This is a genomic window from Streptomyces sp. NBC_00829, from assembly GCF_045161795.1.
Lineage (GTDB): Bacteria > Actinomycetota > Actinomycetes > Streptomycetales > Streptomycetaceae > Streptomyces.
Genome location: NZ_CP108867.1, coordinates 4,111,679 through 4,127,274, shown reverse-complemented (window position 1 = coordinate 4,127,274; position 15,596 = coordinate 4,111,679). Strand labels below are relative to the sequence as shown.

Sequence of the window (15,596 nt, the reverse complement as noted above, 5' to 3'; positions counted from 1 at the left end):
AGCAGCAGAAACACACACAGAACAAGATCGAACCGTCGATAACGAGCGGCGGCCGGCACCTCTGGCTGACCGGCCCACCCGACGTGGTCGTCCCGAACTCCGCGAGCCGGCTCGCCCCCGGCATCGACGTCCGCGGTGCCGGCGGCTATCTCGTCGGCCCTGGCTCGGTCACGGCCCGTGGGGCCTACCGCCTGGCCCCGGGCACGGCGGACCTGTTCCCCGCGCCCTGTCCCCGAGCACTCCTCCGCCTGATCACGCCCCCCGGACGTCCCCAGCACCCCGCCCAGCCCGCCTCATCGCGCCCGCCCCAGGGTCAAGGCCTCGTCCAGTTCGTCCTGGCGGCTCAGGAGGGCCAGCGCAACACCCGGTTGTTCTGGGCGGCTTGCCGCGCCTACGAGAACGGCTTCGGCGACGCCCTCGCGGACGCCCTCGCCGAGGCCGCGGTCCGGGCGGGCCTCACGGAACACGAGGCCCGCGCAACGATCGCCTCGGCGGAGCGTCTGACATCGGGCCGCCGGCATTGAGGGGCGGCCGGGAGACGGTGTGCGGGAGGCCGTCAGGGCCCTCCCGCACACCGCCGAGGCCTCAGCGGCCGCGATTGCGCATTCTGTGCCGGGCCAGCAAGGCGCTGGCCACCGTGGCGACAGCGGCGAGGGCGAGCCACCCGCCGAGTTGTTGCATGCCGCCTCCAACGTCGGCCTGGGGTCGGGGCGAGGACGCCGGTGCCGGGACGGGCGGTCGGTCACGGTGGGCCGAGTGCCTCGCGGGCGCGGCGATTGTGACGCTCCCTACTCCGTAGCCGAGTTCGGGGAACGCGCTCCGTACGGTGACGCGCCACTGTCCCTCGGGCAACGCATCCTTCGTCGTGTATCCGCCCGGCGTGCCGGATACCCGCGTCAGGGGCCACGGACCAGCCCTACGTCCGTCGGGCGACTGAGCCGTCATCGTCCCGACGACGTTGTCGGTCACCGGGTCCTTGTCATTTGCGTAGGTGGCCAGCGCCAGGATTCTTCCCGCACGTCCGTCTTCGACGGTGAACACGATCGTGTCGTCGTGCGATGACGCCGGGGACGCTCCGCCGAGGACCGCGATCCCCGCCAGCAGGGCCGACATCGCTCCCGTCGCTACCCGCCCGGGCACTGTCGCCACACCTCCCCGACAAGCCGGGGAGAGCGTCGGCACATCGGTGACAAGGAGGCGCTCACCTGGACTCCTTGGACTTGAACGTGACCGCCGGGCCAGGCGCTGACGGCTTCTTGGCCTTCACCGCGGCGACTGTCACCTTGTACGCGGTGCCCGGCCACAGGGACGTCAGGCGCAGTACAGGCTTACGGACATTGCGGAAGACCTTGCCGTTGACCTTGACGTTGTACCCTTCGGCCGCCGGGACTTTGCTCCAGGTGAGCGTGGCGGACGTCGCGGTCACCTTGGTCGCCACGGGTTTCGGGCCGGTTTCGGGACCGGTGGGAGGGCCCGTACCCTCGCCCTTGGACAGGAACGTGCTGTTTGCGACGTTCCAGTGGGTTGCCAGATAGCTCCCCGGCTTGGGCGAGGTGTGGAAGTAGTCGTCGTGGTTGCAGTCCAGCCGGTTCTCGTGGGCGCGGTCGGGGCAGAGGATCCTCATACCCACACCCGGCCCGTCCGAATAGCACATGACGTCATAATCATCCACGCAGTGACCGTTCCTGGTGCTGTTGGAAGCGCTGTTGTTGACGGCTCCCAGGTTGTGGCCGAGTTCGTGGGCCACGGTGTGCCCGTCCCAGCACCCGGAGTCGGCCCGCGCATAGGACGGCCCGAAGTTGCTCCTGTTGTCCGGCCCTGGCTGGTTGTCGCCCTCGAAGGTGCCGATGCCGCAGATCCCGTTGATGTCGGCGAAGATCACGTACTTGCGGTCACGCCGGTTGAAGCCCTTGTCGGCCAGTTCGCGGTTGGTCGCGCTGAAGGTCTGGAGCGATTGCGCTTCCACGTCCGTGATCTTCGGGGTGCAGTCGGCCTCCGTGACGTACCTGATGCGGCGCTTGCCTCCCGTCTCCTCGGCGCTGGCGTTGTAGATGCTGTCGGCCTCCGAGGCCCATCGCTTGAAGGAGGTCTTGTACTCCTGGAGCCGGCTCTGTCCTGGGAGGTGCACGTAGAGCACTTCCACCCTGTTGCCGGAGGTTCCGTCTCCGATGCACGCCGGCTTGGCGTCGGGTGCGGCCAGCGCCGCGGCCGCCGTATCGCCGGTACTTCGCGGGGCACCGGGATCCGTGTCTCCCACAGGAGGTGTGTCCTTCGTGATGTCGACGCCCTGCGGCGGCTCATCCGGGCCATGAGTGCACTGGTCGGTGTCGGACACCCGGTACATCCCCACACAGGCGTCGCCCGCTGGCGCGGCTTCCAGGCCGCTGTACACCATGCCCTTTTTGGGCTCGTTCTTCGGGGGCTCGCCCAGGGGCTTGGGCTCTCCCTCCTCCCCCGCCTGCCTTTCGACAGCCGGTTTCCGCGGTTGGTCGTCCGGTTCCGGACTGCCCGCTAGGGCGGTGCCGATACCGATGGCCGCGGCCGTCGTACCCGCTATCAGCCCGAGCGCCGCAAGCGCCAGCCTCGGCCTCCTGCGGCGATGATCGTGCGCTGTTTTTCTGTTCATTGTGGGGGTGTGTCCAATCCTTTGGGCACGGAGGGCACAGAAGACGCAGAAGCCAGGACGTCGTGGCCGTCGGCCGGGGCGACCGCTCCAGGTGCACATCGGCAAGCCGGAGCGGTCACCACCGCCGCGCAGCTCAGGCGCGGGACAGCACATGCGGAAACGCGGAACGCCATAGGTTTTGCGGGTCCGCTGCCTCGGGGAAACCGACCGGTTCCACGTGTCGGTCAGGCGGCCGGTCCCCCTGCCGGGGCTCGACGCGGCGGGTCTCGCCGTACCTCCCTGCGATCAGGTGACTGGGAGTCAAAGGCGAACGAACGTTGCCCGCGTCAGCCTCAGGGACGAGGCGCGGGGAACTTTCGTTCGCGGTGGAACCACCGAGGGGCGCTCGTCCAGGTCAGCGTGGGTACGGGCGCGAGGGGCGAGACGTCGTCGTCCGCCCAACCCGCAAAGGGGCGAAATCGCCCGGCCGGGCAGGACACCGGCCAAAGCCGTTCACCTGCCGTCGTCGCAGCCGCTCACGTGCGGCCCTCCTCGCCCCTTGCCGCGGCAGTCGCCACGCAGGGGATGTACGGGCGATTCACCATGAGTCATGTGGCGACCGTGCCCATGGCGAGCCCGACCGCTCGGGAACCAGGGGGGGAGGACGGTCACTGACGGCAGCCCCCATGAGCACGGCCCCTGACCAGTTCACCCGGTCAGGGGCCGTTTCATCTGCGGGGAATGTGGGATTTGATCCACGTCGGCATCGCTGCCACGACGGTTTTCACGTGCTGATCGAGGTCTTGAAGGACAGTGCCGTCCAGGCGCGGGGTGACTCGCCGCCCGACGTATACCAGCGGATCGAGCGGACACGCGCAGCACCCGACGGTCCCGCGGACGGGTGGGGCAACTGCCCAGTAACTGCTTTCGAGTCGTTCATCACACTCGGCGCCAGGTCATGTCCACTGCCGGCGCGATGCGGGGCGGGCGCCGCTTCTCACGCTCGCCCCGCACATGGGTCGGCAGGCTCTACTCCACCCAGTCGACTCGTTCCACCGTGTCGTTGTACCCCGCCGGCTCCTCGAGCTTCTCGCCGGCCTTCAGGATGCGCTCACCCTTGCCGATCAGCTTCACGTCGCTGTCCGTCAGGTTCACCCATGACGAGACGTTCTTGGACATGCTGCCGCCGCCGGGAAGGGGGAGCTGACTCAGGTCCACTTCGTAGCCGGCGCCGATCCCGTAGCCCGTGCCCTGGCAGTTGTAGTGCTGGTAGAGGCCCAGGGTCTTGGGCGGACACGGCGCACCGTCGGGGGTGATCTGGACTACGCCGGGCGGCAATTGAGCACTCATGGATTGCTCCGCTCTTGACCTCCCGCCGGCGTTTCCGGCGGGACTGGTTTGCCAACGTTCCATAGAGAACCGGCGCAAACAGCCTCGAATGAGGCTTGATCGTTTCTGCAATGGACATGACCACCCGCATAGCCGAGTCACTTGGCAGGTAGACGCCAACACCTCTGCCATGGAGGCAAGTTGGTGCAGAATTGAACATGTTGCGCCATCGGGACCAGCCCAGCAAAGAGGTCACTCTGGACACGAGATCCACCGGGTCCCAGCGTCTTGCGAAGTGCCGCAGGTCAGTGCCGGGCGTTGAGGAATCCTATGACTACCGCTCCCCACCAGCACACCTGAGAGACGCCCGCTGTGACCGCGCCCCAGAGCAGGATCAAGGGTGCCGGTGCGGGCGATGCGTGCAGGGACATGCGGTGGGTGAGGACCTTGGACTGCAAGCCGTTGAGCGCAAGGACGAGCACCAGAAGCAGCTTGATGCGGGTGAGACTGGAGCCGAAGTCGGGATGGAGCATGGCGCCGCTGACGACCAGTCCCGCCAGTCCCGCCCACACAGGGATATGGAGGCGCTGTGCGGTGGTCAGCGTTTCGGGCAGGCTGCACCGGCCCAGCAGCCACAGCACACCCAGCCAGTCCACTACCAGGACCGCGCCGAACCCCAGCACGAGTGCGGCCAGGTGGATGAAGAGAGCAGCGGTGCGCAAGGCCGGGTCGGCTCGGAGGTGGGAGGAGACCCAGAGGCAAGAGACGAGCCCGAGGCAGATCAGGAGGGCTACGGCGCCTACGGTCCACCACGAGTCATGCAGCCGCAGCGGACGTGGCTGGGCTGCGGGGGTGGCGGTTGCGGGCGGCGAAGACACGTGGGCTCCAGAGGGATAAGCACGAGATAAGGAGGTAAGGCTTACCTAAATATCGTTGAGCAGTCAACAGCCTGCGCCGGATCGACTGGCGTACCTCCCCAAAGCGTGGCCATGCCGAGACGTGGCTGACATCTGACGCCGGATGCGGCATCCTGCGCTTCATGTTCCGGGAGGTGCTCGGCTTCCGGGAGGTGCTCGGCGCGGCTTGGGAGACCATCGACACCCGCTCTGAGCAAGCACGACTGTGGGCAACGGCCGCATCCGGGCCTCCCTTCGGGTGGAGTCGTAATGCGGCGTACGCGCTGGCGCCGGGTGCCCCTGGACCTGGTGCGAGAAGCGTGGAAGAAGTCAGCAGCGGAGTGCGTCGACGGGGCCGCGCAGTGCCAGTTGGCCACTCACGACGATGGTGAGCACTACGCGGCCTCCTCGACGACCTCGGCGCGTACGGGACCGCGCTGTGGCTCCGCTGGCTTGGGAGGACCGAGGTGGAGTTGGTCGTGCTGCCGGACTGCCCGGTGGTCGCCCCGGGGCCGGACGGCGAGGGCTGCTGTCTGTTCGCCGGCCACACCGAGCAGCACACCTGGGCGTGTCCAGGCGCGACAGCGGCCCGGGCGAAACTATAAAGCAGATGTCGGCGAGACCGGGTGATCGAGCAGTCAGAGACGGTCAACCAGGTGCCAGATCGAGCAGGTCAATTGGGGTGCGCGGCGGTGCAGGCAGGCGCAGGGAAGGCTCACCGCCGTAGCACGCTCTTTGACCGGCAAAGGCCGCTCCGTGAGCAGCACCAAGCTTACAAAGCAACGCAGGATTAGCGCGGGCTCGGGGGACGCTCCCTACAACACGTGCGGTGCCTCACAACACGTGCGGTGCCTCGCAAACCGGACACCGCGTACGAGCGCGCGCCGAAGTTTCAGAGACCTCTCTGCGACGCCGCGGAGATGGTCCTTCTGCACGCGTCAGAGGTCCGTACACGCCCAGTAATCCTCAAGCATTTCGGCTGGCCAACTGGGTTCCCGTACTTCCCCTCGGGGGCCCATCTCCTTGAAGAACGGTGCAAGGTCGATGACCGGTGAGCCGTCGATGGCGTCCAGGTCCGCGACCTGGAGGTCAAGGCCGTCGACCTTGATCAGGCGGGGGAATGACTCGGCGAGCTGGTTTGGGCGGCGGTGGTTGCGGTGGACGAACGTGCCCGTGGCGGGCCACTTGGGGTTGTTGCGTGGGCTGCGCGCGTGCAAGGCGACGTCGTCGGGAGATGCCTTGTGGAAGTGCCAGACGACGAGGAGGTGTGAGAACTCCTCAAGCCCCTGGACCACTTCGACGGGGAAGTCGGGGTTGAGCCGGATGATCGCTGTCTCGCCCCAGTGGTCGTCTGTTGGCTCGACGCGTCCGCCCACCACGATGCCGATGGGCTTGATCTCCAGCGACTGCGTCATGAGCTTCCCCTCATCCCGTGGCGTGACGCGATCAATCTACTTGGGTCAGATAGGCCGTTGCCTGGGCGTCCAATGCGGTGACAGCGGGGATACCGCGGCGTCGGTAGGGGGACAGCAGGTGCCGCATGTCCACGACTGCCTGGCGTGCTCGGCCGGAGTAGATCCCGTCCTCCATCGCGTCCAGGACGCTGCCCCAGGTCGCGCATGCCTCCTCGACGCTCCCACCTGCAATCTGTGTCGCGCCGAGGTAACCGAGGGTTACCGCATGGGTTCGGCGGAACGCTGCGCCGCGGGTGCGGACGGAGTGGCGGAACTCGCGAATGGCCCGAGGCCGATCGCCGAGGTCCCGCAGTGTGCAGGCCGTCTCGTGCGCAAGTGCTGCCTCGCCGAAGAAGAACGTACGGTTCGGCTCCCGTATCCCCTCGCTCGCCGCGGCCAGGTCGTCTTCCGCGCGCAACAGTGCCTTCGCCGCTGCCTGCTTCTTTCCGTTCGCGGCCAGACCGCGCGCATGGATCACGCCCAGCAGGGCCCGCTCCCTGGGAGTGGCGGCGGCGTACCGTTCTCCATGCACGGAAGCCTCCGCGAGCTGGAGACCTTCACGAGCGAAGCCGAGATCGATGGCCTGGTGTGCCATGGCGCGCAGGATGTGCCCGGACAGCGGGGCGTCGGCGGCGCGCGCGGCGAGCTTCACGGCCAGGTCGAAGTACTTCTGGGCTACCGCGTGCTCGCCATTGTCGAATGCCATCCACCCGGACAGGTATGACAACTCGGCGGCGGCAGAGAACATCTCGCGCCTGACCTGCTCGTCGGGAAAGCGGCCGTGCAAGAAGTCTTGGACGTCGGAATGCAGGTACTGCACCAGAGCCTTGCGTCCGCGGCCGCCACCGCGGCTCTGGTCCATGCGTGAGAACGCGACGGTCAGTTCTTGAACCGTGGCGACATCGCCACGGCCGACGCGCTGTTTCCCAACCGCACGGTCGGCGGGTGGCTGCGCCATCGACGCCCACCACGCATCGTTCGGGAGTGCCAGGGCCGCGGTTGAGTACACCGCACTCGTCAGGAGTCTGCGTCGGTCCGCGTCCAAGTCGGATCTCCCCAAGTCGGTCAGCGCGATCAGAGGATCAACGCGCCATTCCGGCGCCCCCTGCGCCGGCGAGGTGGGAACTGCGAACCCGATCTCTTGCGGTGTCACGACACGCTTCAGACGACGGGACAGTGCCTGGCTCAAGATTAGAGGTGCGGGTCCTGAGGGCTTGGTGCCGCCCACCCACATGCTGATGTGCGAGCGGCCGATCTTCGCGTGATCGCGCAGGTTGTTCTCTAACGCGACGCGGTTGTACGCGCTCGCCGCTTGGGCCCGTGACCAGCCTGCTTCCGCTAACAGCGCGGCGAGACTCTCGTTTCGTTCGCGCGCCAAGATGAGCCCCCGATCGGTGAACGATCTTTGATCAGTTTGACCTACCCGCGTCTGCGGCATGTGCACACCCGCGTGTTGATGGCCAACGTTACGAGCAACGTCTCTGCATGCGGCCGGTTCTGGCGTGATGTCAGTCAGGTTGGCGACCTTGCGGATGGTCTTTGACCACTTTGACCACCCTCAGTCCCTTTTCCCATACCCGTGGCATGGCCTGGCGCGGTTAGCTCTTTGTGTCCGTCAAGGACTCGGTTGAGGGGATCCGCCAGGCGCTCAGCCGAGCGCTCTCTGTGTCGATGGACTGGGCACAGACGTCCCTCGGAGGGAGGCCACAGGTGATGAGGTCCAGCGGGACAGAGAGGCGACCGTTGATGACTCTCCGGATTTCCCGTGATTCGGGAAAGACGTGGGAGCAGTCGTCGATCGTGCGTGAGGGAGAGCCGGTGGTGCTTATGAATGAGCCGATGCGCTACCCGGCGTGTGAGTGCCCACAGTGTGTGATTCGGCGCAGGGTGCCCGCCCGGTCGCTGATGCCCCTCAAGTCTGAGCGAGAGACGGCGTTATGACAGGCAGCGCGATGAAGCGCTTCTGGTCTGCCGTGTGTGGGCTGGCCGGTCCGCTGTTGATCACCGCTAGCAGCAGCTCGTGCGGCTTCGTGGTCGGCGCGGGCACAGCCATGGGGTCCTACCTCTAGGTCGCCCTCGGCCCCGGGACACGGTGCGTCGCGGATGAACTGTAAGTCGCAATGAGTAGAGGAGAGATGAGCATGAACGCTCGGTTCGACAACAGCGGCGGTGGCGGTGGCGACGGGTTACCGGGTCAGCCGTGGCCCGTCCCTCCCACGCCGCCTTCGCCCGACGGCGGCCCCAGCTCGGTGGCCTGACCGGTGACGACGACCGACTACGACGGGGGGCGGTCCGACCTGGGCCGTTCCCTGCTCGGATCCGGTGGCTTGTCCTCGGACTGGATGCCCACGTTTGCTGCTGTCCCAAGGGCAGCGTTCCTACCGAGTGTGGTTTGGCCTCATGACATGGCATCCGGTGGCAGCCTCCGTGTGTCCCGCCAGGATGATCCGGTTGTGTGGCAGGAATACGCCGATGCCAACGTCCCTGTGGTGACGCAGTGGGACGATGGGGAGCATGACGGCGCTGCGCCTGGTGTGATGCCGACGAGTTCGGCATCCATGCCCTCGGTGGTCTTCTCCATGCTGCGCGATCTTGAGGTCAGCGCGGGAATGAAGGTGCTGGAGATCGGCACGGGCACCGGATGGAATGCCGCGCTCCTCGCCTACCGGCTGGGGCTGGAGAACGTGACGAGCATCGAGGTGGACGCGGCCGTGGCCGATACCGCCCGTGAGGCGCTGCGCCGCTTCGGACTGCCGGTGCGTGTGGTGACGGGTGATGGTCTCCAGGGCCATCGGGCCGATGCCCCCTATGACCGGATCATCGCGACCTGCGGTCTGCGCGGGTTGCCCTTCGCCTGGGTGGAGCAGACCAGGCCAGGTGGCCTCATCCTCGCCCCATGGGGGACCAACTATGTGCATCTGGATGCCACGGTGCGACTCACGGTGGCGGACGACGGGCAGAGCGCGTCGGGCCGGTTCCTGCATCCGGTGGAGTTCATGAAGCTCCGTGCGCAGCGTCTTGCGTGGCCGGAGCACAGCGAATACGTCCCGGAGGGAGCGATCACGAGCGCAGCCCGTTCCTCCACGGTGATCAGCGCCAAGGACTTCGGCGTGGAGCAGTTCGATGCGGCTGCATTCGCTGTGGGGCTGCAAGTACGCGACTGCGTACGCGCGGTCGCGGAGAAGCGGCACGGAAGTCAGCCGGTGTGGTTCTACAGCTCGGCGTGCCGCTCCTGGGCGGCGGTGACGTTCTGCGATCACGGACGGAAGGCGACGGTGTATCAGTCCGGGCACCGCTCGTTGTGGGACGAGGTGGAGGCGGCCTGGCACTGGTGGGACCTGTCCGGCCGGCCTGGCTTCGGACGGTTCGGGCTCACCGTTACGGCGGAAGGGCAAACCGCCTGGCTCGACGCTCCGGATCACCCGGTGCCTTTGGTGGGCTGACCGCTCGACAACTGAATGACCGGACCACCCCTCGGCCTGGACAGCAACGGGGGTGGTCCGGACGCGCGGCCGCAGAAGCCTAGGCCAATGCCAACGCCCCCGCGCCTAGGCCCTGCACGTCACCGGACGTGGTGCACGTGCAACCGCCCTCTGCCCTGCGACGGCCGGTTGCCTGCTGTATGTCGCCTAACATGTCTCCGTATGCTCCTGGCTTGGCCTGCCCGCCCGTCTCAGGAGGTGTCGTGCCACGCAACACGATGTTTTGCTACACCTGCGACTCCGACGAACCACATCGTCCTCTCACTGCCCTGGAGAAGACCTGGCTCAAGGAGCACACAAGCCGCAAGAACGTCGAGGGGTTCTTCATGTGCAAGGCGCCGGACTGCCGGAATGTGCGCGCCGGCTTCAACAAGCGCCCCTTCGACCCCGTCATCCGTGTTCCCCTGCCCGACTGACCCATCACGGGGCAGCAGAGCCGTGCAGCAGACACCTCCTGTTGAACGGTTGGCGACCTATTGCACGGTTGGCGACGCGGCGTACTGCAGACGATCTCTTAGCGAGCTCGCACCGCCTCTATGCAAGGCCATTCGACGCAGTCGGCAGCGCTCGACTCTCGAAGCCGTTGCCGAGGAGCAGCCGCCAGCCACGTGTGTTCGCGAGGCGTCGCCCTTCCCGCATCTCGGGCAGGACGACACTGTCCCATTTGCATGGGCCAGCGGCCCCGCTGGCCCATGCATGGCCCACATTGCCTGGTGACAGGCCCCCGAGCGGGCAGCAAATCTGATCCACGCCTGGTCCACACGCGGTGATCCAAAGCGTCATGGGGGCGGTTCAGCATGAGACAGGACCCATGACGAAGGGGCGCCCCTGACGCGGGACGCCCCTTCTGACCAGCTCTTACGCTGACCTGCTGCGGTGGGTGTGGGATTTGAACCCACGGTGACTCGCGCCACGACGGTTTTCAAGACCGTTCCCTTAGGCCGCTCGGGCAACCCACCCTCGCCCCGGCCACCTGCGGCGGAGCGGGCTACAGACTACCGGCCCCACGTCGTGCCTCGCAGCCGTGTTCCCACTCCCCGGTGGAGCGCCGCCGAGTGCGCCGCCCCGGGGCAGTGGATCAGCTGTCGCCCGTGCGCTTGCCGAGGACGACCTCCGCCTTGTGTTCCTTGCCCTCGCGCTCGTAGGTCATCGTCACCTTGTCGCCCGGCTTGTGGTTCCAGATCTCGCTGATCAGCGTCGGGCCGCTGTCGATCGGCTTGCCGTCGAACGTCGTGATCACGTCGCCCGCCTGGAAGCCGGCCTTCGCCGCCGGTCCGTCCGGGGTCACCGGCGGGGTGCCGCCCGCGCCGTCGACGGCGATTTTGGCGCCCGGCTGCCTGCCCGCCATGTCGACCGTCGCGCCGATCACCGGGTAGACCGGCTTACCCGTCTTGATCAGCTGCTCCGCGACGTTCCGCGCCTGGTTGATCGGGATGGCGAAGCCGAGGCCGATCGAGCCGGCCTGCGTCTGGCCGAGGCCGTTGCCCGTCGACTGGATCGCCGAGTTGATGCCGATCACCGCGCCCCGCGAGTCGAGCAGCGGCCCTCCGGAGTTGCCCGGATTTATCGAGGCGTCCGTCTGCAGGGCGCTCATGTACGAGTTCTTGCCGCTGGAGCCGTCCCCCGACGCGACCGGGCGGTTCTTCGCGCTGATGATGCCGGTGGTGACGGTGTTCGACAGGCCGAACGGCGCGCCGATCGCGATGGTCGAGTCGCCCACAGCGACCTGCTCGGAATTGCCGAGGGCCAGCGGGTTCACCCCCGAGGGCGCGTTCTTCAGCTTCAGTACGGCGACGTCGTAGCCCTGCGCCCGGCCGATCACCTCGGCGTCGTACCTCTTGCCGTTCGAGAAGATCGCGGACAGGGTGCCACCGTCGGCAGCGGAGGCCACCACATGGTTGTTGGTGAGGATGTGGCCTTCCTTGTCGTACACGAAGCCGGTGCCCGTGCCGCCCCGGCTCTCGCCGGTGCCGTCGACGCCCGCCTTCGCCTCGATGGTGACCACGCTCGGCAGCGCCTTGGCCGCGACCGCCGCGACCGTGCCCGGGTCGCGCTTGAAGTCCTTGGGGCCTTCCACGGCGGAAACAGTGGTCGAGACGATGGAGTCGTCGTTGTGCTCCGCGGCCCAGTAGCCGATGCCGCCGCCGACTCCGCCCACGACGAGCGCGGCGACGAGGACCGCGGCGACCAGTCCGCCGGGGCGCTTGCGGCCGGGCTGCGGCGCCTCGGCCGGAGCTCCCCAGACCGGGCCGCCACCGCTGTCACCGGCTCCGTAGGAGGGGAGTGCGGGCGGGGGCGGGGGCCAGTCGGCTCCCTGGTGGTCGGTGGCCGTCGGCGCTTCGGCGGGTACGGGACCGGGCAGCGGTTCGGTGGCCGGTTCGGGCTGGGGGGAGTGCTCGGACCGGTCGGCCGCGGCCACTGCCGGCTCTGTGGGGTACGCGGTCCCGTCTCCCGCTGTGGACGCACGCGTGCCCTCGGGAGCGGTGGCCGGCACAGGAGGTACGGACGGGGCGGCCGGAACCGCCATGCCCTCGTTGCCCTCGTTCTCGGTGCTCACAGCTCTTCTCCTCAGGTTCCACGTCAGTCTTCGGCAAGAGGCCGCTGTCCGCTTTCCGGAGCTTCCACTCTGCAACTGTCGTCAATGTCTTCCGACAGCTTTTCCCATAGCACGTCAGGCCGCCGTAAGCAGGACCTGTGCGCATCTCCACAATCCTTTACTTCCGGCAAATAGGACGCATCTTCGGTGCCACCGATCGGCGTCCGAACGGCTTCCGACCGGGCTCCGAACGACCTCCCGACGGCGGCCGAGCAGCACTCCGCACGGCGCCGGGACAGTCCCGGTACGGCACCGGGGCAGCCTCGGCACAAGCCCACAAACCGGGGCAGCCTCGGCACAAGCCCACAAGCGGCCCCGTGCACGCGTCTGCCCCGTCACGGTGACACCATGACGCGGTGACTCAAGCACGGCAGCACAACATCCAGGTCGTCGCCCACCGAGGCGCCTCCGAGGACGCCCCGGAGCACACCCTGGCCGCATACAAGAAGGCGATCGAGGACGGCGCCGACGCCCTTGAATGTGATGTACGGCTCACCGCCGACGGGCATCTCGTCTGTGTCCACGACCGCCGCGTCAACCGCACCTCGAACGGTCGAGGCGCCGTCTCCGCCCTGGAGCTCGCCGATCTCGCCACCCTCGACTTCGGTTCGTGGAAGGACAGCGAGGAGAGCCCCGACTGGGGAGACCCGTCCTTCACCTCCGTACTCACCCTGGAGCGGCTCCTTGAGCTGGTGGCCGATTCGGGCCGCCGGATCGAGCTGGCCGTCGAGACCAAGCACCCCACTCGCTGGGCCGGCCAGGTGGAGGAGCGGCTGCTCCAGCTGCTGGGTCGCTTCGGTCTGGCCGATCCCTCCGCGGCCGAGGACTCGCCCGTACGGATCATGAGCTTCTCGGCCCGCTCCCTGCACCGGGTCGCCGCCGCGGCGCCGAACATCCCCACCGTCTATCTGTTGCAGTTCGTCACACCGCGGCTGCGCGACGGACGGCTGCCCGCCGGCGCACGGATCGCGGGTCCGGGGATGCGGATCGTACGCAACCATCCCGGCTACATCGCCCGGCTGCACCGGGCGGGCCACCGCGTGCACGTTTGGACGGTCAACGAGCCGGAGGACGTCGAGCTCTGCGTCAGCCTCGGGGTGGAGGCGATCATCACCAACCGCCCCAGACAAGTGCTGTCCCAGCTGGGCCGCCTGTAACTCCCGCAACAGGGAGTGCACCGGCGCGTTCGGTCCGTAATCGATGGTTACGAGTGCGTCACCGGCCCTCCCCTGGCCGGTTTCCGGTCCAGTCCATTGGGGCATTCACACCGTGGCGTGGGGCAAAGGAGGTCTCGGGGGTGGCGTTGGTGGTGGCACAGGAGGTGCCCACGTCGTCGAGCATGGCCGTACCCCATGGCCCTGCGGGCGTGGGTGAGGCGCGACACCGTATGCGTGAGCAGTTGCGGCGCAGCGGGATGTCCGAATCGGTCGTCGACGATGCAGTTCTCATCCTTTCCGAACTTCTCAGCAACGCATGCCGTCACGGCAGGCCGCTGGGCCACGCGGATGTGGGCGACGGCGACATTCGTGCAGCCTGGCGCGTCGACCCGGCCGGACGGCTCACGGTCGAGGTAACGGACGGGGGCGGTCCGACCCGGCCGGTTCCGGCCACTCCCTCGGTCACCGCGCGCGGCGGCCGGGGACTCAACATCATCAGCGCGCTGGCCCACGACTGGGGTGTCCGGGACAGCGCGGCCGGTGAGGTCACGGTGTGGGTGATCGTCACCGAAGGGCACCGCCGCGAGGATTTCGCTGCACACGTCGCGGGGCCCGGGTTCGAGTTCGCGGACTCGTACGACGATTTCGGCTGAAGCCGCGGGGACTGGACGGCAGCTCCCAGCCGCCCGTACGACAACCTCGTACGGCACAGGTGCCCACCTCCGGATGCCCGCACGACAACCTCGTACGGCACGGGCGGCCCAACTCCGCTCGCCCGTGCGGCCGCCTCGTACGGCCTCTGGGGCACACCCCGGTCGGCCGTACGACGTCTTCGCGCGACGCGTAGGCCAACCTCCGGTCGCCCGTACGGCGATGTCGCCGCCCGACCATGACCCGTTCCGCGTATCGCTGTCGCGCCCCCGCGACGACCGCCGACGACTAGGCTCGCGCCGGACAGAGCAGCACCACAGCCGGGAGAGAGCCGCACCATGGCGAAGAAGCGCCCCCAGACGAAGGCCGTCAAGCCGCAGACCAACAGCGGGGAGATCCCCGTCGTCGGGGCCCGCGAGCCCTGCCCGTGCGGTTCCGGCCGCCGCTACAAGGCCTGTCACGGCCGGGCGGCGGCGCACGCCGTGACCGAGCTCGTCCAGCGCCCCTTCGAGGGCCTGGCCGGTGAGTGCGACTGGGTCGCCCTGCGCGAGCTCGTGCCCGCCGCGACCGTACCGCTGGCTCTCAAGGGCGGGCTGCCCGAGGGTGTGCCGTCCGTGACCCTCGCGACCGTGCTGCCGATGGCCTGGCCGGCCCTGCGCCGTGACGACGGCTCCGTGCTGCTCGGGCTGCAGAACGACACCTCGTCGGGGGACCTGAGCCGCGATCTCGCCGACACGCTGAGCCGTGCGCTGACCGCCGAGCCCGGCACGCCCGTCGCCGCCCAGCGGGTGCCCGCCGACGGCCCCCGGCTCCAGGACCTCCTCGACGAGAACGCGGCGTTCGAGCCGGTCGTCCACCCCGGCTTCGAGTTCTGGGTCCCCGACTCGGCCGAGAACGCCACGCCCGAGGTCACCGCGTCCCTGGAGCGTGCGAACGCCGCCGCCATCCCGACGGTCAGGCTCTCCGGCGTCGACTCGGCGTACTGGTGCGAGACCCCGGAGAAGAACCATCTGCGCTGGGTCATGCCGCACCCCGAGGAGCAGCTCCTCGACGCGCTCGCCCGCCTGCACGCCGCCGGAACCTCCTCGTTGGGCGAGGGCACCCGGCTGGTCGGTTCGTTCCGCGCGCACGGGCTGATGGTCCCGGTCTGGGACCTGCCGAGCGGGATGGGTGCCGAGGAGTGCGAGAAGCCGGCGGCCGAGCTCGCCGAGCGCCTCGCGGCGGCCCTTGCCGCCGACGCACCGCTGAGCGCGGAGGAGCGCCGGGCGCGTGGCGGACTCACCAACCGCCAAGTCACCCTGAGCTGAGAGTGACTGTTTCTGTCGGCTGATAGGTGACTCCAGTCACAACTCGCCCTATGGGCAGGTAAATCCCTGTCCGAATACCCGAGATCGAATTTGCGAACTGCCGATCTCTTGTTACCGTT

13 protein-coding genes, 1 tRNA gene and 1 pseudogene are annotated in these 15,596 nt (G+C 68.1%); 6 read left to right on the top strand and 9 right to left on the bottom strand.

Features of this window, described 5'->3' with window-relative positions; all coding sequences use genetic code 11:
- Positions 1-44: 44 nt before the first annotated feature.
- Positions 45-524 (top strand): annotated as a pseudogene (locus OG293_RS18005) (bifunctional DNA primase/polymerase); the annotation flags it as partial.
- Between the two features lie 61 nt (positions 525-585).
- Here the strand turns inward: OG293_RS18005 and OG293_RS18000 are convergent.
- The 7 genes from OG293_RS18000 to OG293_RS17970 form a co-directional block, all read right to left on the bottom strand.
- Complete coding sequence (locus tag OG293_RS18000; protein WP_405999808.1) at positions 586-1,140, bottom strand: hypothetical protein; 555 nt, start codon at positions 1,138-1,140, stop codon at positions 586-588.
- A 61-nt stretch (positions 1,141-1,201) separates the two neighbouring features.
- Entirely contained in the window at positions 1,202-2,626 is a 1,425-nt protein-coding gene (locus tag OG293_RS17995) for a fibronectin type III domain-containing protein (RefSeq protein WP_405999807.1), read from the bottom strand.
- Between the two features lie 1,008 nt (positions 2,627-3,634).
- Positions 3,635-3,955: a peptidase inhibitor family I36 protein gene (locus tag OG293_RS17990; RefSeq protein ID WP_405999806.1), complete on the bottom strand. Its 321-nt coding sequence runs from the start codon at positions 3,953-3,955 to the stop codon at positions 3,635-3,637.
- A 284-nt stretch (positions 3,956-4,239) separates the two neighbouring features.
- Positions 4,240-4,812: a hypothetical protein gene (locus tag OG293_RS17985; RefSeq protein ID WP_405999805.1), complete on the bottom strand. Its 573-nt coding sequence runs from the start codon at positions 4,810-4,812 to the stop codon at positions 4,240-4,242.
- A gap of 413 nt (positions 4,813-5,225) precedes the next feature.
- Positions 5,226-5,378 (bottom strand): hypothetical protein, encoded by a 153-nt coding sequence (locus OG293_RS17980; protein ID WP_405999804.1) that lies wholly within the window; start codon positions 5,376-5,378, stop codon positions 5,226-5,228.
- A 390-nt stretch (positions 5,379-5,768) separates the two neighbouring features.
- A complete protein-coding gene (locus tag OG293_RS17975; protein ID WP_405999803.1) occupies positions 5,769-6,245 on the bottom strand; it encodes an SAM-dependent methyltransferase in 477 nt (158 codons plus the stop codon).
- A 31-nt stretch (positions 6,246-6,276) separates the two neighbouring features.
- Entirely contained in the window at positions 6,277-7,662 is a 1,386-nt protein-coding gene (locus OG293_RS17970; RefSeq protein ID WP_405999802.1) for a Tat pathway signal protein, read from the bottom strand.
- Between the two features lie 1,180 nt (positions 7,663-8,842).
- On the opposite strand from OG293_RS17970, the gene OG293_RS17965 reads away from it, so the two are divergent.
- Together OG293_RS17965 and OG293_RS17960 are read left to right on the top strand one after the other, a co-directional pair.
- A complete protein-coding gene (locus OG293_RS17965; protein WP_405999801.1) occupies positions 8,843-9,727 on the top strand; it encodes a methyltransferase domain-containing protein in 885 nt (294 codons plus the stop codon).
- Positions 9,728-9,984: 257 nt separating this feature from the next.
- Entirely contained in the window at positions 9,985-10,182 is a 198-nt protein-coding gene (locus OG293_RS17960) for a hypothetical protein (protein WP_406003632.1), read from the top strand.
- Positions 10,183-10,640: 458 nt separating this feature from the next.
- Here the strand turns inward: OG293_RS17960 and OG293_RS17955 are convergent.
- Together OG293_RS17955 and OG293_RS17950 are read right to left on the bottom strand one after the other, a co-directional pair.
- Positions 10,641-10,725 (bottom strand) — tRNA-Ser (locus OG293_RS17955).
- Between the two features lie 119 nt (positions 10,726-10,844).
- Positions 10,845-12,323, bottom strand: coding sequence for a trypsin-like peptidase domain-containing protein (locus OG293_RS17950; protein WP_405999800.1), 1,479 nt, complete (start codon positions 12,321-12,323; stop codon positions 10,845-10,847).
- Between the two features lie 395 nt (positions 12,324-12,718).
- Here OG293_RS17950 and OG293_RS17945 point away from each other — a divergent pair, with 395 nt between their 5' ends.
- The 3 genes from OG293_RS17945 (at position 12,719) to OG293_RS17935 (ending at position 15,477) form a co-directional block, all read left to right on the top strand.
- On the top strand, positions 12,719-13,519 hold the full coding sequence (locus OG293_RS17945; RefSeq protein ID WP_405999799.1) for a glycerophosphodiester phosphodiesterase: 801 nt from the start codon (positions 12,719-12,721) through the stop codon (positions 13,517-13,519).
- A gap of 53 nt (positions 13,520-13,572) precedes the next feature.
- The gene (locus OG293_RS17940) at positions 13,573-14,172 is read left to right on the top strand and encodes an ATP-binding protein (RefSeq protein ID WP_405999798.1); all 600 of its coding nucleotides are present in this window, start codon (positions 13,573-13,575) and stop codon (positions 14,170-14,172) included.
- A gap of 336 nt (positions 14,173-14,508) precedes the next feature.
- Positions 14,509-15,477: a DUF5926 family protein gene (locus OG293_RS17935; protein WP_405999797.1), complete on the top strand. Its 969-nt coding sequence runs from the start codon at positions 14,509-14,511 to the stop codon at positions 15,475-15,477.
- Positions 15,478-15,596 lie beyond the last annotated feature (119 nt).

What these genes read in the sequence shown, in the direction of transcription:
- OG293_RS17995 (WP_405999807.1), bottom strand. Translation starts at nt 2,626, where the DNA reads ATGAACAGAAAAACAGCGCACGATCATCGCCGCAGGAGGCCGAGGCTG.
- OG293_RS17990 (WP_405999806.1), bottom strand. Translation starts at nt 3,955, where the DNA reads ATGAGTGCTCAATTGCCGCCCGGCGTAGTCCAGATCACCCCCGACGGT.
- OG293_RS17975 (WP_405999803.1), bottom strand. Translation starts at nt 6,245, where the DNA reads ATGACGCAGTCGCTGGAGATCAAGCCCATCGGCATCGTGGTGGGCGGA.
- OG293_RS17965 (WP_405999801.1), top strand. Translation starts at nt 8,843, where the DNA reads ATGCCCTCGGTGGTCTTCTCCATGCTGCGCGATCTTGAGGTCAGCGCG.
- OG293_RS17960 (WP_406003632.1), top strand. Translation starts at nt 9,985, where the DNA reads ATGTTTTGCTACACCTGCGACTCCGACGAACCACATCGTCCTCTCACT.
- OG293_RS17935 (WP_405999797.1), top strand. Translation starts at nt 14,509, where the DNA reads ATGGCGAAGAAGCGCCCCCAGACGAAGGCCGTCAAGCCGCAGACCAAC.